Raw genomic sequence first — 22088 nt, 5'->3', positions numbered from 1 at the left:
TGCCAAAAGCATTGCATGAAGCCCCTAATGTGTATGCTTTTGCGGGACAAAGGCATGTTGGTAAGCAGGCAAAATGATGCCTTTCATCGCTTAAAACCCGCTTTTTTGTGGAAATAATCGAGATTACGCACAAAATAACTGCTTGTTTGCGATACATTTGCCTATTGTTTTTTTCTAGATTGAAAGTTTTGAAGTGCCGTTTTTGGGGCCATTTTTTAATAAAATATTCAACAAATTGGTGTGTTGGTGGATAGTTCCTGATTATGAATTGGTTATGAATGAATGGCCGTGTAGAGAGAATGTAAAAAAGATGTAAAATAATTTGAGGCGTGAAACTTGGTCTACATTTGTGTATATTCAAATGTAAAATTTGGGTAATCAGAGTTTTTTATGTACTTTCGCAAGAGAGATCGAAAGATGTTAGACAAGGCTAATCTGAGACGAGTAAGAGGCGTATCACGCAATTGCTCCTTGAAAACTGTGAGAGGCTTGATGTGTCACCCTATAAAAAGGTTTTAATTTTCTTTCAAACCAAAAATAACGACTACTATCCTTGCATTTAATCACTCTTTGCAGAAAGGAAGATCGCTTGTAAAAATAGTATATGATAAGTAAATCCCTAAAGGCAAAACCTTTTATCAAATGGGTTGGAGGTAAAACTCAATTGATAGACCAAATAGATAAGCAACTCCCAATTGATTTTGACAATTGGGATAATGTAACGTACATAGAACCTTTTATAGGTGGAGGGGCTATGCTTTTTTATATGCTTCAACGTTATCCAAATATCGAGCGTGCGGTTATCAATGACATCAACTCAGATTTGTGTAAATGCTATCAGGCGGTGAGAGACATGCCTGAACAGTTGATAGACTCATTGCGAGCTATGGAAAGAAACTATCAGAACCTTGAAACAGAAGAAGATAGAAAATGTTTTTATATGAACATGCGCGAGCATTATAACGAAAAAAGCATGGACATTGTTGAAAATACTACACTATTTATATTTCTTAATAAAACCTGTTTTAATGGATTGTATCGCGTAAATAAAAAAGGTAAGTTTAATGTTCCCTTTGGGAAATATACAAACCCAACCATTTGTGATGCCGAGACCATTCGTTTGGATAGTAAATTGTTGCAAGGAGTGGAAATCCTTAATGGTGACTTTGAATCAACTTTTGATTATGCACATGGTAATACGCTTTTTTATTTTGATCCGCCATATCGCCCATTAAGTGATACGTCAAGTTTCAATGATTATACAAAAGAGGCTTTTAATGATAATTCGCAGATAAGATTGAAAAACTACTGTGACAAAATTCATAAGGCAGGTTATAAGTTGATGCTTAGCAATTCTGACGGTAAGGGAAAAAATGAAAGCGACAATTTCTTTGATCAGCTTTATAGTTCGTATCATATAGAACGTTTATGGGCTTCGCGAAGCGTTAATTCTAATCCACAAAAGAGGGGTAAGCTAACAGAAATATTGGTGCGAAATTATCGGGCAACCAAAGCAAATGCAGTGAGAGAAAATTTGCTATTTACTCCTGTTGCTATTTCAGAAGAAAATGTATTGACACGTATGGTTTGATTAAAATGTGAGATAGAAATGAAAACTAATTTTGAAATATTTATGTCTCAATTGCAAGAGACAAATCAAACATTGGATTTCTTCTGCAATTTTGGGAAAATCTCGAAGAATGTCGAAGACATAAAGTTAAGCCTTTGTATTTTGAATAGTCTTATAGGTTCTACAAACCTTCGCAAGAGTGTAGAGACTATTTGGCTTCGTGACAAAACAGCCTTTAGTATCATGGATGTTCTTATTGCAGTGCGAGGTGGAGGACAGAAGAAAGTTCTTAATTCCAAGGGCGAAACCACAGTCCTGAATAGATTTTTTGAAAGCGTTGATGGAGTTGTTGAATACTTGGAGACCACTGGACTTGCGGACATCCTTACAAATGGAAAAATTAAAAATCTTGTTGATTATGTTTTTGGTATAGAGACAGGTCTTGATAGTAATGCTCGTAAGAATAGAAGTGGATATATAATGGAAAATATGGTATCAAGAATTTTTGATGAAAACCATATCGCTTATAAAAGAGAAGTCAAATCTGCCACATGGAGCGAAATTAAAACTGTTTTAGGAGATGACGAAAAACGTTTTGATTTCGTTGTAGAGACACAGAACACAATTTATCTTATAGAGGTTAACTTTTATAGTGGGGGAGGTTCGAAACTCAATGAAGTTGCTCGTTCATATTCAGATATCGCACCAAAGGTAAACTCTGTTTCAGGATTTGAGTTTGTGTGGATTACTGACGGACTTGGTTGGAAGAGTGCAAAAAATAAACTTCAAGAAGCCTACAACATTATTCCCCACATTTATAATTTAACCAGTATAGACGAATTTATTTGTCTTGTAAAAAGCAAGGAGCATCAACTGTGAACATAGCTTTCATAAAGCTGTAAACTTGATAATGATTCATCGGAACAGTTAGAATAATTGCATTAGATAAGCACCAAAAACTTGTTCAAAATGATACCCTCATATTACAAGTCTTCGTCAAAGGATTTTACTCTTATTCAAGGAGATTGTGTTGAAACGCTATCGAAGTTTAAGTTTGGATTCGACATGGTTTTTGCAGATCCTCCTTACTTTTTATCGGGAGGAGGCATTAGCTACCAAAGTGGAAAAGTTGTGTGTGTGGATAAGGGAGATTGGGACAAGCCTGTTACTTCTGAAGAGTTAGATGCATTTAATTTGCGTTGGTTGACGGCTGTCCGTGAACACATGAAAGACAATGCTACCATCTGGATTTCTGGAACTCACCATAATATTTTCAGTGTGCAGCAACAATTGTTAAAATTGGGCTTCAAGATCCTGAACATCATTACATGGGCGAAAACAAATCCGCCGCCCAACATTTCTTGCCGTTACTTTACATTCTCAACAGAGTTTATTATTTGGGCTCGCAAATCTCCTAAGGTACCCCATTATTTTAATTATGCCTTGATGAAAAAGTTGAATGGCGACAAACAGATGACTGACGTGTGGCAACTACCTTCTATAGGAAAGTGGGAAAAATCGTGCGGTAAGCATCCTACTCAGAAGCCTTTGGGTGTATTGGCTAGAATTATTCAGGCGAGCTCTGAGCCTAATTCGTGGATTCTCGATCCGTTTAGTGGTAGTGGTACTACGGGTATTGCTGCAAATCTATTGGGGAGAAACTATCTTGGTTTGGAAAAGGATAAAGACTTTTTGCTCATGAGTAAAAAACGAAGAGAAGAATTGGAAAATCCGAGTGTCCGAATTAATTATCTAAAGCATTTAGAGAAAAATGGAATGATATCTCAATCAGAAGATTCTTTTTTGTCGGACAGTTTTGTATTACAATATGGAATCCCTTGGCTATAAAAAGGCTCTATTCCAAGTTTCACTCCTTATTTTTTACAATCCCTTTGCTGTCGCCGTTTCAGCATATTGATGATGGACTTTGTGCCCTATAATTTTTTTTATTTTCTTGAATGGTTCATGTTTCAAGTATAATTTGTCATATATTTCCATGGTCTGCTTGGAAGGCCTGAATAGTGAGTCTAATAGTATGTGAAGAATCACGACTAATCAGTACCCGTCTGACTTTCTTTCACGCTCACGGTGATGGTAACATGCAGGCTATCCCTATTTTCAAGTTTGTAGATTAATTGTCCTTTGGCATCCTGTGGGATTCTTAGTTGTAGCCAGTCGTATGGATAAGTTCTGTCGTCATTTGTTCCTTTTGGTGCCAGGACGTTGAAAGGTGTTTCAACAGCTGCCGACACCAGTTTCCATCCACCGTTACCATATTTGATTAAGAAATTCAGCAGTTCACCTTGTTGACATTCTACCTCAAGTGTGCTGCCAATAACGTCCCAGCCTTTGTTGACGCTCACGTTGACGTAGCGGACGACACCTCGGGTATCGGCGAGCTGGAATGAATGTCTTCCCGGCTTGATGCTTTCGATGACCAGCACGCCATCTGGGTCGATGCCGACTTTGGCCACACCATTTTCCTGGGTGTCACGCAGTATCTTTATCTTTCCTGTTCCGAACTTGAGGCTTGGATATCTCTGTCTCACCCCATACGATTGGTGCAGGTCGTAGATAGTGGGAGTTAAGTCAGGGTGTGTGGATTGTATTTTGATGTGTTGTGACAATCCACTCTCGTCCGTAACCTTCAGAAAGGTATAGTCGGCGATGAGTTCTACTGTCACATGGTGGTCTTTGATGGTGATTTTGGGTGCAGTAGGTGATTGGGTATCCGCACTTTCTACTGTGAACTTGCCCTTGCATTTGATTACGTCAAACGAAAATGTGAGCTGGTCTGTTGTTACCTCCTCGGCTACAGAAATCTCTGGTGGTGTAGGGTCGCCTTCCTCAAAAGTGTCGCTGCAAGCGGTAAGGCATGCCACTACGCATCCGATGAGGAACATTCTAAAAATCTTCTGGTTCATATCTCGTGATTTATGGCATCAGCATATTTTTTGCTTCTTTGATGATTGCCAGGCATTCCTGGCATCGGTTGGTGATGTCAGTCTTACTTTACAAAGTTAGTATTTTTGGCTAAACCAGACAAATTATCAACCTAAAAACCATTTGAAGTTGAATCTACCCAATGATATTTGTCTTGGCCTATGAAGGGACATTCAAAATGATTTCATATCTTTGCACCATGAATTTTCTACGCAGTATGTTGATGGTTGCCATGGGTGGAGCTGTTGGCTCGGCCATGAGGTATCTTACGTCTAAAGTCATACAAGATTGGCTTCCTAATGCCTTTCCCTATGGTACGTTTGCAGTCAATCTTTTGGGTTGTTTGGTCATTGGAATCCTCTATGGGCTGATTGACCAAAACATGCTTGGTAACAACAATCTCAAACTACTCTTGATAACAGGTTTTTGTGGAGGCTTTACCACCTTTTCCACTTTCTCTCATGAAAGTTTGTCTCTCGTGCAACAAGGTCATCTTTCGTATGCCGTTCTGTATGTGGGAGGGAGTGTTTGTCTCGGAATGATGATGGTGCTGATTGGAATCAAATTGGCAGGTTAGCCTCCGTGGTGTCTTTTTCAGCAATTCTTGCTATGCAACGTCTGGATGATGTTTTTGCGAAAAAATGTGTTAAATAAAAGTTTTTCTCACTTCTTCCTCCGATTATCAATTTTATTTTTTACCTTTGCAGCCATAAACTTATTCGCTTTCCGCAATAAGTCGGACTTGTAGCTCAGTTGGTTAGAGCAACAGACTCATAATCTGGAGGTCCCTGGTTCAAGCCCAGGCTGGTCCACAATCAAAATAAAGGAGTTACGAAGTTCGCAACTCCTTTTTATTTGCAATTCAATTTAATTCTTCAACTTAAATAATAAACAGCCTGCTATATGAGCCATACACGCTAATTGGTACATGCTTATTTCATCACGCTCAATGCGCATCAACCATTATAGGGTGGAGGATGAGCTGCGCTAACCGTTGTGTGCTGATACCATGTCGTTCGAGGGAACAGGCTTGATTGCCCTTTTTATTTCAAGTTGAAGTCTGCTGCCGACACCCATTGTCCTGCGAACGTGGTGCCGGTGAAGCTCGATTTAGTGGAAACACCGTAGCGAACGGTGCCTTTGGTACTGCGTATGTTGTTGATTTCTATGCGGTTCCATCCATATCCCTTGCCGTCGTTAGCGTCAACGATATTCTGATAATAGGTCCTGTCCGGATCGGATGAGAGCGAGTCTGCGATGCTCAACCTACGTTTGGCCTCTGCCCAGATATCTCCGCCCGTATTGCCATTGGCTGGTATCTCCACCATATATTTACGTCCATCGGCAATGGCATATACATAAGCCCCCTTGCCATTGGTGCGAGCGGCCACGCTCAAGGTATATGTGCCAGGTGTAACCTCGGTTTTCTCACGCTCCACCTGATAGCCCAACCCCCATTCAGAGTATCCGCTCAGATAGCGCATGCCCTGGTTGCCAGTATAATATTCTCCACTTGAGGTGTAGCGGTCCTCACGATTTGACGGAGCAACCAGCAGATACCATCCGCCCTGATTCAGGAAATCCCAATCGGTTTCGTTAATGAATACGCCATTGTGGGTGTTCTCCTTGATGTAGGCCTCATGCCTTATATCATCCAGTTTCTCCTCGGCAATAGTCATTCTTGCGCCAATGGCGATACCACTGACGATGGCCACAATGAGGCTCACGGTCCACAGTCCCGCCCACATCAGGCGTTGCGGAGTACCCATTGGCATGAGTTTTTGGGTGTTGCTAAGAATTGAGTGGATGCCGCAATAAAGGGTAATGAACAGCACTCCTGCCATACCCACAACACATACGATGCTCAATGACGGACTAACCGCGTGTGAATAAAGCTTTGCAAACTCACTGTCGCCAAACAAATCGGGCATGGTCAGCAGCACGATGAGGGTGGCCAATGCAGCCACCAAAACCAGTCCGGCAACAATACAGGCAAGAATAAACATGCCTTTTATCAGCAGCAGGATAATCTTGAAAAAGCCAGCTACGCATCCCGACGCTCCACTCCGGCGAGGTTGAGAAGCGTCGGCCTGTATGTGTTCTTCGGTCACTTCCTGCGCCAAGCTTTGTGGTGTCACATCCTTTCCTTTCATTTTCAGTCGGTCTTCGGGATTCTGTGCCACGGGTGTGATGATCGAAATCATGAAATAGATGATTACCAGCCAAAGCGGTGTCCATGTGAATGGCGTTACATGGAAGAATCTGCCAGAAGACAAAGACGTATTAAAAGTGATAAACACGAGCAACACACAAGCCAGTCGCCACCACAAGGGGTCGCCACCAAAGTAGCGGGCACATCCAGCCAGCAGTCCGGTTATCTTCTTGTCGGTGGGGTCTCGGTATAGACGTTTGCCCGATTTTCTCAATCGTTCGAAATAGGCCACAACTTCTTCCTTCAGTCGGTTGCCCATACTCTTTTCTTCTGCCTGCTCCTCCTCTTGCACCGCCGTCTCCTCATCTAAGGGTTCCTCCTCGACCATTTCTTTGGGATCTCCGATTCGTGTGATGATGTCCTGCACGTGCTGAATGTTGATTGCTTCAACGCCTTGTGCCTTCAGGTCGTCAAACAGTTCCGCAATGCGGGCCTCAATGTCGTCGGCAATCTCTTTTCCATCGGGCTTATGCGCAAAATAGCTGCGCAGCGTGTCGATATATTGTTGCAACAGTCCGTAGGCGTCTTCATCGATGGCGTAAAGCCTGCCTAACATATTGATGGTGATATTCTTTTTCATAATGACTGGTTGAATAAAAATAGAACTTACTTAGGTTGTTTCAGATAGTTGACGGTGGCGGCAATCTCACCCCACGCCTTGTCCAATTCGCGGAGGAAGACTGCTCCTTTCTCAGTGAGCATATAGTATTTTCGCGGAGGCCCCTGCGTACTTTCCTGCCATTTGTAACTCAGCAAATGGTCGTTTTTCAGTCGCGTAAGCAACGGGTACAACGTTCCCTCCACCACCAGCAGTTCGGCCTCCTTGAGCCGCTGAATGATGTCCGACGTGTAGGCCGACTGTTTTTCCAGCAGCAACAAAATGCAGTATTCCAGCATTCCCTTGCGCATTTGCGATTTCACATTGTCTACATTCATAATCATCAATTTTTCAAGTTGATGTCACAAAAGTAGGTAAAATATAAGTACCTTGCAAAACATAGTACTATAAATAATTACTATATTAACTTTATTTAACTGAAAAGGCGTAGTGAATATTTATTCAGCGATCACAGCTCTTCCATTAAAACGGTTGCTTATTAGCAAAAACAATCATTTGTTGTTCAACCCCAATAGCCTTAAACATAATGGCCGTGTTATGCGAATGTGCTGGTGGCAAAGCCTATTTTTTATATTCGAGAACACGGTTAGTGTGTTGACAATCAGCATGTTCGATGAATATCTGTATAAGAGAGTGCGCAAGCGCATCTACCTTGAAAACCAAAGTCAATGACATTGGCACCCAAAGTCATTGACTTTGGTGTCCAATTCACATGACTTTGGCGTTCAAAGTCAATGCTATTGGAAAACAATGTAAATGAGCACTTTGCAACCGAGTTGCAACAATCTTTTGCTACCTTTGCATCATGATGAGGGGAAAAGCGCTCATAGTAAGTCTTTGGCTGGCAATGCTCATGGTGTTGCTGGTGTTGGCCGTGCCTCATCATCACCACCTGAGCAACGTTTGTTTCGTGGAAGAGAGGTGCGAGACAGACGGTCAAATCAATGACCGCCACACCCAGCATCATTCTTCCGGACAGGAATCGCAGGCAGACAACTGTCCCGTAGAGCAAATCAGACACATTGTTAAGGACGATGCGGATGTGCAACCCGTCATCCAAGTGGTGCAGCAGCAGCCTCATTGGCTGTGCGCCCACGCTGCTGACATGCACCCGCACGTGCTGGAAGTCTCGCCAGTTGGCGAAACGCCCGACCCCATCGTCCGATTGCTTGAGGCACATGTAGCCTCAAGTGGCCGAAGGGGTCCTCCCACCTTATCATAACCCATTGTTTTTATCGAGTGGCAGAGCAGTTGTCAACAGCTGTTCCGCAGTAAGTCGTACATGTTCATTCTAAGGTTATGATTAACAAGATTATCTATTTTTCCATTCAACATAAATTTCTGGTGGTACTCCTGTTGGCGGCCATCATCGGCGGTGGAGTGTATTCATTGCGAACAATCAACGTAGACTCCACGCCCGACATCACGAACAACCAGGTGCAGGTCATCACGGTTTCTGAAAATCTCTCGACGGCCGACATCGAGCAGTTTGTCACCTACCCCGTAGAGTTGGCCATGTCCAACTTGCCCGGCGTTGAAGACATCCGTTCCATCTCACGCTTCGGCCTGTCTGTGGTCACCATCGTTTTCAAAGAAGACATGGGCACCTACTTGCCTCGCCAGCTGGTGCAAGAGAAGCTGGAAGAGGTGCGCGAGGACATTCCAGAGGGATTCGGAACGCCCGAGATGGGTCCCATCAGCACGGGACTGGGCGAGATTTTACAGTACACCCTTGTTCCCAAAGACACCGCCCGTTACAGTACGCAGGAGCTGCGCACCATTCAAGACTGGATAGTGAAGCGCCAGCTGTCCATGATTCCGGGCGTGGTGGAGGTCAACTCGTTTGGCGGAAGCATCAAGCAATACGAGGTGGCCCTCAACCCCCAGCGGCTGAACGCCATGCGCGTGAGCGTGGGCGAGGTGTACGAAGCCTTGAAAAAGAATAACGTCAACACGGGCGGCGCCTACATAGAGCGCGACCACATGGCCAGCTTCATCCGGGGCGAAGGACTGGTGAAGTCGGTTGACGACATTGAGAACATCGTGGTGAAGAATGTCAACGGCACCCCTGTTCTCGTGCGCGACGTAGCCGACAAGGTGGGCTTTGGCTCACAAGTGAGGTACGGCGCTTTCACGCAAGACGGTCATGAGGCAGTCGGGGGCATGATCATGATGCTTAAGGGTGCCAACTCTGACAAGGTGGTCAGGGCGGTGAAGGAGCGCATGGAGAGCGTCAGAAAATCGCTGCCAGACGGCATCGACATCAAACCTTTTCTCGATCGGTCCGACCTTATCGAGCGTACAACGAGCACCATCGCACGAAATTTGACAGAAGGCGCGCTCATCGTGATATTCGTGTTGGTGCTGTTGTTGGGAAGTTTGCGCGGAGGTGTCATCGCCGCATCGGTCATTCCGCTGTCCTTGCTGTTCGCCCTCATCATGATGCGGCTCTTTGGCGTGAGCGCCAACTTGATGAGTCTGGGGGCCATCGACTTTGGAATTATCGTCGATGGGGCGGTGATTATCGTGGAGGGTACGGTGTTCGAAATGGAGAAAAGAATCAGGAAGCACAGCCAACTGGGACGGGGCGGCATGAACGCCGTCGCCTTCGAGGCCGCCTCTTCGATGATGCATTCGGCCTTCTTCGGTCAGCTGATTATCCTCATCGTGTTCACCCCCATCATCTTTCTCTCTGGCGTCAGCGGAAAAATGTTCTCCCCTATGGCCTATACCTTCTCGTTCGCCGTACTGGGAGCCATCATTCTGTGTCTGACGTATGTGCCGATGATTTCATCTTTGCTCATTCGTCCACTGAGCCACCAGGGCGGAAGGTTGGCGCGGATGGAACGCAGCTTGCAGCGCGTGGGCAACCGTGTGACGGGGCGCATCATACATGTTTATCACCCGCTGCTGCTGTATGCCCTGCGTCATAAAAAGATGGTACTTGCTTCTGCCGCCGCTTTGTTTCTGGCTGCCGCATTTGCTTTCACGCGGATGGGAGGCGAATTTGTGCCTGAACTCGATGAGGGCGACATCGCCATGCAAACCTTCCTCCGCCCCGGCAGTTCGCTCTCGGAAACCATTAAGCGCGAGGGAGAGGTAGAACGCCTGCTGCTTCAGAGCTTTCCGGAAATCAAAACCGTATGCGCACGCATTGGGGTGGCCGACATACCCACCGACCCGATGGGGTTTGACTACACGGACAGCTTCATCATTCTGGAAAAAGACCGCAGCAAATGGACATCGGCCAAGACCAAAGAAGAATTGATAGAAAAGATCAAAGAAAAGTTGCAAATCCTGCCGGGGCTCAACTTCTCGTTCTCACAACCGGTGGCCCTCCGTTTCAACGAGCTGCTCACGGGTGTGCGCGAGGATGTGGCCGTGAAACTTTATGGCGACGATCTCGACAAACTCGGCGAACTGGGTGAGCAGATGGTGAGCATCATCAGTAGGATAGAGGGAGCCGAGGATGTGACCCTTGAGCGCACAGACGGACTGCCGCAGATTACGGTGAAGTACGACAGGCAGCGGGTGGCGCAATACGGTTTGCACATCGATGACCTCAATGCCTATGTCAGCAGCGCATTTGCCGGAAGTTCGGCAGGGTCGGTGTTTGAGGGCGAGAAACGGTTTGACCTGGTCATCAGGCTCTCTGACGCTTACCGGAAGAGTATCAACGACCTGCGCCAACTTTACATACCGCTGCCCAGCGGGGCACAGATACCCTTGAGCGAGGTGGCACATATTGATTATGAGTCGGGGCCCATGCAGATTTCTCGCGAGCAAACCTCGCGCAACATCTATGTCGGCGTGAACGTCAGAGGACGGGATGTGCAGTCGGTTGTGGATGAGATACAGGACAAACTCGATCAGCAACTGCGCCTGCCCGCTGGCTATCGGTTGGCGTATGGCGGTGAATTCCAGAAACTTCAGGAGGCCAAGAATCGCTTGATGATTGTCTTGCCCATCGCCCTGCTCCTGATCTTCGTGCTACTTTATTTCGCCTTGAAATCGCTCAAACAGAGCCTCATGATTTACATGGCGGTTCCGCTGGCCACGGTCGGCGGCGTATTGGCCTTGCTGTTGCGCGGCATGCCCTTCTCCATCTCGGCAGGAGTGGGCTTCATCGTCCTCTTCGGAGTGGCCGTGCTCAACGGTCTGGTACTCATCAATCGCTTCAACTCGTTAAAGAAAGAAGGTATGAACAACATCAACCGCAGAATCATCAAGGGTACGCAAGAGCGCATCCGCCCCATCCTTCTCACGGCCACGGCCGCCATGTTGGGCTTCTTGCCCATGGCAGTGTCGGGGTCGGCAGGTGCTGAAGTGCAGCGACCTTTGGCCACTGTGGTCATCGGCGGACTGTTCACGGCTACGCTGCTTACCTTGCTTGTCGTTCCTTTATTGTACGCTTTGGAAGAGAAAGCGCAGCGAAAAACTGCCCATAGGATACCCAAAGCGGCCTTTGCCCTGATGCTGACGCTGCTGGCACCATGCGGCATGCAGGCTCAACAGCCAGTGAATTTACAACAAGCCCTGCAACTGGCCGAGCAATATCATCCAAGCATCCGTCTGGCACGGATGGGGGTTAGTCGTGAAGAGACCATGGTCAAAGGCGTAAGCGAGGTGGGACTTACTGAGCTGTCGGCAGGGGTAGATGAGCTTGGAAGAGGCAATGATGCCACTTTTACCCTGTTGTCTGTCAGGCAAAACATTGACGTACTGGGGAACAGACAGCGCGTGCGCACCCAACGACAACAGGTGAATGTGGCTCGTGCAGAGATGAATCTCACCGAACATCAATTGCGCAAAGCCGTTTACCGCGATTATGCGCAGGCTTACATCCTAAGGCAAAGGATGAACGTACATGCCATGATAGACTCTATCTACCAGAACTTTGAGCATGCGGCGAAAGTGCGTTACGAGGCAAGAGAAACGTCGAAGCTGGCTTATCTGGCCGCCAAGAAGAAGGCTGTTGAAACCAAAGAAAACTTCAAACAGTCGGTATTTGATTACCAAGTGGCACTGAAAGCCTTGTCACGGTGGCTGGGAGAGGGACTTTATGAACCCACTACGGCTCCAGACGAGACGCTTGGAGAGGTAGCAGACAGTGCAAGTCCCGTATTGACTTGTCAGTCGGAGAGGGTTAAATTGGCCGAAGAAAACATCCGACTGGAAAGGTCCAAAGGGCTTCCGGCATTCTTCGTGGAGGGTGGTACACAGCGCATTGGCGACAAAAACGGCTACTGGACATTCGACGTTGGCGTGAGTGTTCCGCTGTTCAGACGTTCGTACAAGGCCCGACAAAAGGCTGCCGCCCTGGACAGGGACATCGAAAACACGCAGCTTGACTTGCTGAAAAAGCAACTGGGTGACAACCAAGCACGCTTGCAGACGGCGTATCAGAAGTGGCGTCACAAACTGCAATATTACCGAGAAACAGCTCTTCCCACGGCCAGGGCGCAGCAACGTGGCGCGTCTTCTGCGTACAAACTGGGCGCAACCGATTACATTGGGTTCATTCAGACCATGGGTGATGCCGTGCAAACCGAGCTTGATTATTGGGAAGCATACGAACAATTCATCGACACAATCATCAATTTACAATATCCAACCATTTAAAAAATGAAAACAAAAGCATATCTCATCCTTTCGCTCATCGTCTTTCTGGCAGCTTGTGGCAAGCAAAATAAGGACGCTGGCGAACAAGAAAAACAGTCATCGGACAGCATGACAAAGGTGGAACTCACCGATGAACAGGTGAAAAAGTTAGGCATCAAGGTGGGGAACATCGCCGACACGATGCTCATCAGCAGTGTGGACGTCAATGGAAAGTTGGCCGTTGACCCACAGAGCGAGGCAACCATAACCCCGCAAATGGGCGGTAACGTCAAACAAATATTGGTTCATCAAGGGCAATCTGTGTCCAAAGGAATGGTGGTGGCCTATCTGTCTCATCCTGATTTGGTAAACCTTCAGACGGATTATTTCTCGGCATTGAACCGGCAGAGATACCTGAAAAAGGAGTTTGACCGCCAGACCATGATGCAGAACGAAGGTGTAGGAGCCGGCAAAGATTACGATCGAACCAAGTCGGAGCTGCAAACTGTGAGCGGTCAGGTGCAGATGCTTGCCGCACAACTCAAACAACTGGGCATCAGTCCGTCTGCCCTTCGCAAGGGGAAGCCAATGCTGGCCATCGCTTTGAGAAGTCCCATCAACGGCACGGTGGAACAAATCAACGTGCAAACGGGGCAATATGTCTCGCCCGAGATGGCCATGATGAAGATTGCCAACACCAGTAACATGTATGCAGAATTGCAGGTATTCCAACGTGATGTGCCGAAAATCAAGGTGGGACAGGATGTTGCATTGAAGATTGTTCATGCCGACGGAACCGCCTGCAAGGGAAAAGTGTACTCCATAGGCAAGACTTTCAGAGCCGAGACACAAACGGTTGACGTGCGTGTTCGTTTGGATGGGCAGCACACGGGACTGATTGTAGGGATGTATGTTCAGGCGAAGATTGCAACAAGTAGCGAAAGGACGAAAGGCGTTTCGTCTGATGCCATCGTTGAAGTGGATGGAAAATCCTATATCTTCACGGCGGAAAAGCAAGGGAACAACTGGCATTTTGTCCCAACGATGGTCAAGAAGGTGAAGGAAGAAGGCGACCTCGTGGCCATAGAAACCAAGGAGCCAGCAGATCGTCTTTCACGCATTGTGCAGTCGGGCGCTTACTATCTGCTTTCTGAGATGAAGAAAGACGAGACGGGAGAGGAATAAAACATGACCGAAACGCAATGGATGTTTGGTAGGCGGGAAATTGCCACGCTACCAAACATCCATCATGTTTTCAATATCAAAAGAACAAAACTGCAGTTGATTTTTATGGGCGACGGTCGGTCATGAAGAACTCCAGCGTGCCGCCGGCCATGATGTCCTTGTAATCAATGTACAGCTTATTGTAGAGTTTTCCGTTGAGCTTGATATAGCTGACATACATGTTCTTCGGACTGTTGCCGTGCGCCAGGATGGTAAACGTCTTGCCATGGCCCACATTCACCTCAGCTTTGTCAAACAAAGGCGAGCCAAACATATACTTTCCGCCAGAGGGTTCCACCTGATAGATGCCCATGGACGACAAGATGTACCAGGCCGACATCTGTCCAACATCCTCGTTTCCGCTCAGACCATCAAAGTCGTTATGGTACATAGTTTTCAGTACCTCACGCACCTTCTCAGCTGTCTTGTAGTGCTGGTTCACATAGTTGTACATATAAATAATGTGGTGGCTGGGCTCGTTACCATGCGCATACTGGCCAATGAGTCCCGAGATGTCAGGTGAGGCATCGGCACCGAGGTCGCCAACGACCGTGAACAGCGAGTCAAGCTTGGTGACAAACTTCCGCTTGCCGCCGAAAAGTTTAATCAAACCAGGCACGTCATGAGGCACGAGCCATGTGTATTGCCAGGCATTTCCCTCGGTATAGTCGTCGTTGCGGTGGGAGGAATGGAACGGATTGAATGGCTCACGGAACTTACCATTGGCCACGCCACGCATGAAACCGGTCTTCTTGTCAAAGTAATACTTATACGATTGACTGCGTTTCAGGAAGTAGCGATAATCTTTCTTGGCACCAACCAGCTTGGCTACCTTGGCCACAGAGGCGTCTGCCAAGGCGTATTCCAGCCCTTTGGCGACCGTTTCGTAGGTAGAATCGCTGTTCCATGGAATGTAACCATACTTCTTCAGGTTGTCCAGGGAGCGTTCATCGAGCATGGCCGAAGTACGCATGGCCTTGAAAGCGGCCTGCTTGTCCACGTCAAATCCCTTGAGAACGATATCGGCCAACACGGGAATGCCTGGGTTGCCCACCATACAGTCGGTTTCGTTACCAACGAGATGCCACACGGGCAGCTTGCCTTGCTGTTCAAAAATGTGCAGGAAGGTCTGCGCGATGTCACGCTGTTTCTCGGGATGGATGATGGTCATCAGCGGATGAGCCGCACGATAGGTGTCCCAAAGCGATAGGATGGTGTAGTTGGTAAAGTCGCCTTTGTGAATCTTTCCGTCACTGCCACGGTACTCACCATTGACATCTGAGAAGACGGAAGGAGCCGTCATGGTGTGAAAGAGTGCCGTGTAGAAGATGGTTTTGTCATTGAGATCGGCGGTTTCTACCTTGATTTTGCCAAGTTCTTTGTTCCAGGCAGCATCGGCATTGTCGACAACTCGGTCAAAATCCCAATCCTTGATTTCGGCACGCAGGTTGGCTTTGGCATTGTCAACGCTCACGGCCGAGATGCCAACGCGCGCCAACAGTGGTTTCATGTTCTGCCCTACGGAGAAGACGCCCACGCTGTCGCCCTGCATTTCCTTGAGCTTCAAAGGCTGCGAAAACTCGGCAAAGAAATAAATGCGCTGGTCTTTTGCCCAGCCTTCTGAGTAACGATAACCACTCACCGTCGTGCTGTTTTCCTGCGTCAACTGGCATTTGGTCATTTTATCCCAACCAATGCCTTGTTTAAGATTAATCTTCAAGAGAGGCTCTTTACCACTAAGCGGGAAGGTATAACGATGCATGCCCGCACGCTGGGTAGCCGTCAATTCGACCAGTATCTTGCTGTCGGCCAGGCGAACGGTGTAATAACCGGGGCGCACATACTCGCCATCGTGCGAGAAACGCTCCGTGTAGGTCTTGGCATCGAATGTTGGCAAGAAGGCAATGTCGCCCAAATCGCCAATGCCGGTACCACTCAAATGGGTGTGACCAAAGCCAATGATGAGCGAGTCGCTGTAATGATAGCCCGAGCACCAGTCCCACCCGCGTGTGATTTGCGTGGGCCCTAACTGCACGGCACCAAAGGGAACATTGGCACCGAGGAACACATGTCCGTGTCCACCCGTTCCGATGTAAGGATTGACATAGCGCGTCAATTGAGCTGAAACGTCTTGAGACTGAGCCAACATGCCATGTCCTGGTAAGAACAGGAGCACTGTGGCAACGATGAAAGATTTGAACAATTTAGTATAGGTCATAAGATTTATGGATTAAAGTTTCTATGAATGTACTCCGTTCTATCTTGCGATGGAGCGAAGATGATAATGAGAATTTGAGGCGTTACCGTTTATCTTGTTTCAGGAAATGGAACGAACCGTTGACCAAACTGAAGCCTCGATCGGTATGACGGAGCTTCACCAAGGCAACTTTTCGGGGTGTTGGCTGGGTGGTATTGCGGTGAGTATGCAAGACATACTGCCACTCGCCGGCCGCATTCTTAAACAAATCGCCATGGCCAGTGCCGTTATAGCCCGTCAGTCGCGGACTGATAAGAGGTTCTTTGTGTTTGGTCCAAGGTCCCAAAGGCGAGGTGGCTGTGGCATAACCAACAGCATAATCGGGATTGCGATAATCGTTACAAGAGAAGAACAGGTAATAGGTTCCATCTATCTTGACGACCGTTGGCCCTTCACATACTTTCCAATCGGCATTCCAAGTATCCTCCCATCCTTTCTCGGCCGAAACACATTCGCGGGCAGTCTTCTCCTTAACCGACTTGAGGTTCTTATTCATTTCGGTCACAAAGATGCGGTTGCCGTTGATGAGGCGAACATGGTAGAGGTAAATCTTGCCATCATCGTCGAAGAACACGAAGGGGTCAATCTGACGCATCTTGGCGGGAAGCATTTGTTTTTCTTTTGCTTAAATGGTCCCAGTGGGCTATCAGCCTCGGCAATGGCCATTTGCTCATCGGCCGTATAGGCCATGTAATACTTGCTACCGCGCTTGAATACCTGTGGAGCCCAAAACCCCTTGGTGCCAAACACGTCGCCCTTGACCAGGGCCATGCCGTCGGTTGCGCCGACAGGGCCTGTCCACGTTTCCAAATCCTTGGAGGTGTAGACATCGAACCCTTCGCCAGGTGATGTGCCATAGAGGTAATAGGTACCGTTATCAAAGAAGATGGTAGGGTCGGCCAGCGTGATTTCGTCGAACACAGGGCGCGCTGCGACTTTCGAAGGTTGACTGCCCTGCATGTGCGGCCAGCCATCTATCCACTCCACCTTGTCGAGCCACACCTTACGTCCTGCATCGGGATCGTTGCGACTGAAGCCGTGATACAGCATCCAATCATCGCCATTGTCATCAGTAACCAGCTCGGCATGGTGTCCAGGTCCAGCCACCAGCTCATTGCCATGCAGCAACACCTCGTAGTGATTGTCCAACAACGAGCGTCCTTGCTTGTCGACATACGGCCCAAAAAGATTCTTAGAGCGGCCAACCGTGACATGATAGGTGCTGCGATTGCCTTCGCAACAGCTGCCTGCGGAGCCAAACAAATAATAATAATCGCCACGCTTATGAACGTAAACCGCTTCCATGAAGGTGCCTGCCACTTGCTGTTTGCGCGCGCCGTCCTTGATTTTCAGTCCGTCATCGGTTAGCTCAATGGCATAAATGCCGCGAAAACTTCCCCAAAAGAGGTACTTGTGCTCTCCGTCTTCGTAATAGAAGGGGTCGATGCTGTTTTGCACACCAATTTCTTTACTGATGAGAATGGCGCCATGGTCGGTGAAAGGTCCTTCGGGTTTGTCGGCAGTTGCCACGCCAACGCCACAGGTCCACTCGCCTCCCCACTCTGATTTGGCGTAGTGGAGGACATACTTGCCATGGATATAACTAATGTCGGGTGCCCAGATGTTCCCTTTCGGATTCCACTGGGGACGCGTCTCATCCGTGAAAGCCGTACCCACGAACGACCAATCCACAAGGTTGGATGAGCGGTAGATAGGCAGATTGCGGATGTTTTCAGTACCATAAAGATAGAAATAACCATCCTTTGCACGAATAACAGTGGGGTCGGGTACGCTGACATCAATAACGGGATTGCGGTATACTTGCGCATCATTCTGTGCAGCATGGATGGGCATGACAGATGTCATGCACAACCATAACCATAAAAATGTTTTTATCTTCTTCATAAATAGGATGGAATTACTTTTTCAACAAGAAATCAGAGGTTCGGGTAGGAGAATACAATTCCCAGAGAGAGGCCACGGTCCAGCCCGGTGCGAAGATATCGTTGTAGAATCCTTTGCCATTGCGTCCGTAGTCCCATGCGGTGTGCTGAACCACTTCAGGATAAAAGCCCTCCATGCCAATGCCACACATGCGATTGGTGGTTGGCAGGAGTTGGCTGAGTGAAGAATAAATTACGTCGTACATTTTACCAAAGCGAGGCTCGTTGATTTGTGTGCCCAGCCATTTCATGATGTGCGGGAACTCGAAGACGAAGACATCGATATGATTGTTTTCTACCGACACATTGCCCCATCCACGACTGCGGAAACCTAAGTCGCCGAGCATCTGACCTTCGGCAAATGGCACGTCCCAAAGATAATACCACGACAAGGCGAAATAAGTAGCCTTGCGACATAGGTCGATATAGTGCTGGCGTTCTTTGCCTTTGGTCACCATGGCAAGGTAGTAAGTAGAGGTAACAGCGGCGATGGCAGCTTCCTTATCTTCGCAGTTGGCATCGAGGGTTGACGAGAAATAATCAGCGGGGGCAATGATGTTCTTTTCCACATAATCCACCGTCCGCTTGGCTGATTTGAGATAGTTCTTGTTGCCGAAATATCGATATCCCATGACCAACGTTGACGTAGCTGATGGTGTGCTGCCGCCACTGGCATCTACATCAGTGCCATCGTCGTTGAACTTGCGGGCAAAGTGGCCGTCCGTCTTCTGCAACTTGATGAGGTTGTCAAGCAGTGCGCGGGTCTTTGTTTCCCAAGACTTGTGCTTACGTCCTTGGCTCTTTTCGTATTTCAGATAATGAAGAATGGCATAAACCGCCTCTGACTGTTGACGAATGGAGTGCACCTCCTCGGCGTTAAGTCCGTCGCGATCGAAGTTAACGAAGTCGCGCAGATAGCCATTTTGCGTGAAGCCATGCTCGAGATAACTGTCAAAGATGGCCTGTCCCTGCCTAACCAAATCACTCTGTCCGTTCTTTTCACCATATTCTATCTGGTTGAACGCATTCAACAGCACACGCCCCACGAAGCCCAACTGAACCTCACCTACCGGTGTACAGTGGTCGATGTGCAGCGTCATGCCAGAATTAAACTTCAAAGGATATTTGGAAACATACGACCTGCGGAAGTAATTGCTCATGGCCGACTTCATTTCATCTGCGGTATATAAGGCGCGAAGCGGCTTCGGTTGCATGCGGTCGAACGTACTTGTCCATGTGTTGGCCAAGAACTCACTGAAGTCGGCGGCCTGTTCCTTGCGCACAATCCATGTCAGGGTGCGGCTCTCACCCTTCTCCAACTTCATGAAAGCCTCGATGGAAGGTGCTAAGGTCAATTTACGAATATAGCGTTTCGGTGTTTCCACATAGGGGAAACCAAAGGTCAACTTGGCCACGCCACTCTCGTTATCAAAGCCAACGTAGCCGATAGAGGTCTTGCCCGACACGATAACTTCACCTTCTTGTGCCGTGGTCAGTGCTTCGGCAGGCTCATCCAACTGACGCAAGATAGTCATTCCTTGGCCTGATTTCAGGTTAAAAGCACCACTCAGTGGCGACGACAAACGGTCTTCACGAACATTCCAACTCTTCGAAGTGTGGAAGGATGGAGCTTCCTTGGGCGACCGCAAATTCTTATGATACCAAAATCCCGGCAGGTAAAAGTCGCAGTCGTTGGTGTTAAATCCCGTAGGAATCGCCCCTCCAAAGTTGAAATACACTTTCTCGTTGGCACGGATGGTCACGGCAATCACCTCATCTTGTCCGTTGCGACTCATCGTCTTGGTGAGGGTTAAAGGCAATGGAGCGGAGGCTTCAAGCTTCCCATTGCGATCGGTTAGGGTATAAGTAACGGCCTTGTTTCCCGGTTGTTTCAAACTGATATGGCTCTCCACATCTGCAGCATAGGTCATTTGTGATGCCAAAAGGGCATAGGTCAAGAGCAAACCTTTCAATGATTTCTTCATAAAAATGATTCGTAATCGTTCAATAACTAGTTTAACTTTTTGCAAAGTTAATCATTTCAGCGCACTTATAAGAATATAAAAAACAAAAAGGAGGGTTTCTTGCTCCCTCCTTTCTCAATGATGATAAATTCCTTCAGCCACAGTTTAGTATTGATACCCCTCTGTTGGTTTCAACTTCGGGTTGCGCTGAATCTCATTTTCAGAGATAGGCCATACCAAGTCTGATTGCTTGAATGTTTCACCCGAACCATTGGTGGCCCCGATGAGGTCAACATAGGTAACTTGTCTCTTGGTACCTGAAATAACGGGGAACTTCATGGTGCGCACGCAATCGTCCCAAATCTTGAACTCCAAGGGGAACTCTCGCAGACGTTCTGTCCAACAAGCCTCGATAAACTTCTCTTTGGAAAGGGCTTGCAAAACAGGGGTCAATTCAGCAACGGTCTTGCCTAATGCGCGACTTTGCACTTGTGCGAGATAATCAGCTGCCTCAGCATTTACGCCCGAACTCTGTGCAATAGCTTCGGCAGCATCAAGCAAGGTTTCTGCGTAGCGATAAACATTCCAGTCTTTCGTTCCACGACCAGTAACCTCCATGGCCTCTTGGTCGAAATAGTACCAGGCGCCAAATTCATCTGCCGATGCAGCTTTCCATGTCTTATTATTCACTTGGTTGGTGTATTCCCACACGAAGAACTGCTGATTTTGCGCACGAAGGTCACCTTCATCATAAATGTTCAGGAAGGAAGCTTTCAACGGACCAAACACGCGTTCGAAAATAGAATACTTGCTGAACACGCTGGTGGCACTTCCGCTAAAGGCGTAGGTTGGCCACCAACCGCTGGTAGAAACCGTGTTGTCATACTCTTGTGCATAGATTACCTCATCCAGGTCATCCGTCGTACGCAGCTTGTTGTATGCGCTGCCAAGGGCCAGGTCGTCGTTCGTTGTCAGCGAATAACCGCCATTGTTGATGATGTCTCTCGCAGTAGCGGCAGCTTCAGCATACTTTCCCAGATACATGTAGACATCTGTCAAAGCCATTTCTGCCACATATTTTGTAATGCGGTGATTCGCATCTTGCCACTTGTTAGCCACCAATGAGGCTACAGCTTCTTTCAAATCGTTAACAACCAGCTCCATAATCGTTGCTTTGGCTGTTCGTTCATAATTCATATTTGCCGCACCGTCGGTAAAAGGTTCTGTTGACAAAGGCACGTCACCGAAGGTTTTAGCTAAGAAGAAATAGTTGAATCCGCGAAAGAACTTGGCTTCACCTACATATTGTTTTTTATTTGCTGCCGAAAGGGTTACGCCTTCACCCTCAACACCTTTTATCACGCTGTTGGCAACATTAATCGCATCGTAACATCCATCCCATACGCCATCAACAACACCCGACACCGTGTTCACTTGGCTCTGGCGTGTTAACTCGCGCGCATACTGGCAGGTTCGCTCCTGTCCTTCATATGAATTTCTAAAGTATCCGGTCAGCATGCTGTTCAAGGTTGCGAACGAACCCACATAAGCACTGTTGGCCGATGCAATCTGGCGGATGGCGCCACTACGGTACAAATAGTTTACTTGTCCTAGAAAATGAGCATCCGTTTTGTTGAAGTCTTGGTTCGTGAGAATAGAGCCGGGTTTCTCTTTCAGGAAGTCTTCGCAAGAAGTTAGCGTCAGCCCGGCACAAGCCAAAATAATAAATATCTTTTTCATATTTCGATTTTTCTT

Annotated in this window: 13 protein-coding genes, 1 tRNA gene and 1 pseudogene; 8 read left to right on the top strand and 7 right to left on the bottom strand. The window is 47.5% G+C overall.

The features are described 5' to 3' along the window. Positions 1 to 604 precede the first annotated feature (604 nt). The 3 genes from HMPREF0650_RS09440 to HMPREF0650_RS09430 all read left to right on the top strand — a co-directional run bounded on the left by HMPREF0650_RS09440 (position 605) and on the right by HMPREF0650_RS09430 (position 3418). A complete protein-coding gene (locus HMPREF0650_RS09440) occupies positions 605 to 1591 on the top strand; it encodes a DNA adenine methylase (protein ID WP_004350326.1) in 987 nt (328 codons plus the stop codon). 18 nt (positions 1592 to 1609) lie between these two features. After that, entirely contained in the window at positions 1610 to 2449 is an 840-nt protein-coding gene (locus HMPREF0650_RS09435; RefSeq protein ID WP_004350325.1) for a type II restriction endonuclease, read from the top strand. 90 nt (positions 2450 to 2539) lie between these two features. Next, entirely contained in the window at positions 2540 to 3418 is an 879-nt protein-coding gene (locus tag HMPREF0650_RS09430; protein WP_040563070.1) for a DNA-methyltransferase, read from the top strand. A gap of 203 nt (positions 3419 to 3621) precedes the next feature. Here the strand turns inward: HMPREF0650_RS09430 and HMPREF0650_RS09425 are convergent, their stop codons facing one another. Next, a complete protein-coding gene (locus HMPREF0650_RS09425) occupies positions 3622 to 4494 on the bottom strand; it encodes a hypothetical protein (RefSeq protein WP_004350320.1) in 873 nt (290 codons plus the stop codon). Between the two features lie 218 nt (positions 4495 to 4712). Here HMPREF0650_RS09425 and crcB point away from each other — a divergent pair, with 218 nt between their 5' ends. Further along, positions 4713 to 5090: a fluoride efflux transporter CrcB gene (crcB, locus tag HMPREF0650_RS09420; protein WP_040563087.1), complete on the top strand. Its 378-nt coding sequence runs from the start codon at positions 4713 to 4715 to the stop codon at positions 5088 to 5090. Positions 5091 to 5251: 161 nt separating this feature from the next. Then, a tRNA-Ile gene (locus HMPREF0650_RS09415) sits at positions 5252 to 5325 on the top strand. 231 nt (positions 5326 to 5556) lie between these two features. On the opposite strand, the gene HMPREF0650_RS09410 is transcribed toward HMPREF0650_RS09415, so the two are convergent. Together HMPREF0650_RS09410 and HMPREF0650_RS09405 are read right to left on the bottom strand one after the other, a co-directional pair. Continuing rightward, positions 5557 to 7305, bottom strand: coding sequence for a PspC domain-containing protein (locus HMPREF0650_RS09410; protein WP_004350315.1), 1749 nt, complete (start codon positions 7303 to 7305; stop codon positions 5557 to 5559). Positions 7306 to 7331: 26 nt separating this feature from the next. Further along, positions 7332 to 7661 (bottom strand): PadR family transcriptional regulator, encoded by a 330-nt coding sequence (locus HMPREF0650_RS09405; RefSeq protein WP_036879848.1) that lies wholly within the window; start codon positions 7659 to 7661, stop codon positions 7332 to 7334. 488 nt (positions 7662 to 8149) lie between these two features. Here HMPREF0650_RS09405 and HMPREF0650_RS09400 point away from each other — a divergent pair, with 488 nt between their 5' ends. The 3 genes from HMPREF0650_RS09400 to HMPREF0650_RS09390 all read left to right on the top strand — a co-directional run bounded on the left by HMPREF0650_RS09400 (position 8150) and on the right by HMPREF0650_RS09390 (position 14130). Beyond that, the gene (locus HMPREF0650_RS09400; protein WP_040563063.1) at positions 8150 to 8566 is read left to right on the top strand and encodes a DUF6769 family protein; all 417 of its coding nucleotides are present in this window, start codon (positions 8150 to 8152) and stop codon (positions 8564 to 8566) included. A gap of 77 nt (positions 8567 to 8643) precedes the next feature. Next, entirely contained in the window at positions 8644 to 12966 is a 4323-nt protein-coding gene (locus HMPREF0650_RS09395; protein ID WP_004350309.1) for a CusA/CzcA family heavy metal efflux RND transporter, read from the top strand. Positions 12967 to 12969: 3 nt separating this feature from the next. Then, positions 12970 to 14130 (top strand): efflux RND transporter periplasmic adaptor subunit, encoded by a 1161-nt coding sequence (locus HMPREF0650_RS09390; RefSeq protein ID WP_004350308.1) that lies wholly within the window; start codon positions 12970 to 12972, stop codon positions 14128 to 14130. A gap of 103 nt (positions 14131 to 14233) precedes the next feature. Here the strand turns inward: HMPREF0650_RS09390 and HMPREF0650_RS09385 are convergent, their stop codons facing one another. From HMPREF0650_RS09385 to HMPREF0650_RS09370, 4 genes and pseudogenes are all read right to left on the bottom strand, one after another. Further along, positions 14234 to 16387 carry a GH92 family glycosyl hydrolase gene (locus tag HMPREF0650_RS09385; RefSeq protein WP_004350305.1) on the bottom strand — a complete coding sequence of 718 codons (2154 nt, stop codon included), beginning with the start codon at positions 16385 to 16387 and terminating at the stop codon, positions 14234 to 14236. A gap of 82 nt (positions 16388 to 16469) precedes the next feature. Further along, positions 16470 to 18331, bottom strand: a pseudogene (locus HMPREF0650_RS09380) (family 43 glycosylhydrolase). 13 nt (positions 18332 to 18344) lie between these two features. Then, positions 18345 to 20354 (bottom strand): hypothetical protein, encoded by a 2010-nt coding sequence (locus HMPREF0650_RS09375; RefSeq protein WP_004350300.1) that lies wholly within the window; start codon positions 20352 to 20354, stop codon positions 18345 to 18347. Between the two features lie 144 nt (positions 20355 to 20498). Beyond that, on the bottom strand, positions 20499 to 22073 hold the full coding sequence (locus HMPREF0650_RS09370) for a RagB/SusD family nutrient uptake outer membrane protein (protein ID WP_004350298.1): 1575 nt from the start codon (positions 22071 to 22073) through the stop codon (positions 20499 to 20501). Positions 22074 to 22088: the final 15 nt, after the last annotated feature.

This window comes from Hoylesella buccalis ATCC 35310 (genome assembly GCF_000177075.1).
GTDB lineage: Bacteria > Bacteroidota > Bacteroidia > Bacteroidales > Bacteroidaceae > Prevotella > Prevotella buccalis.
This window is presented reverse-complemented; position numbering and strand designations above follow the sequence as displayed.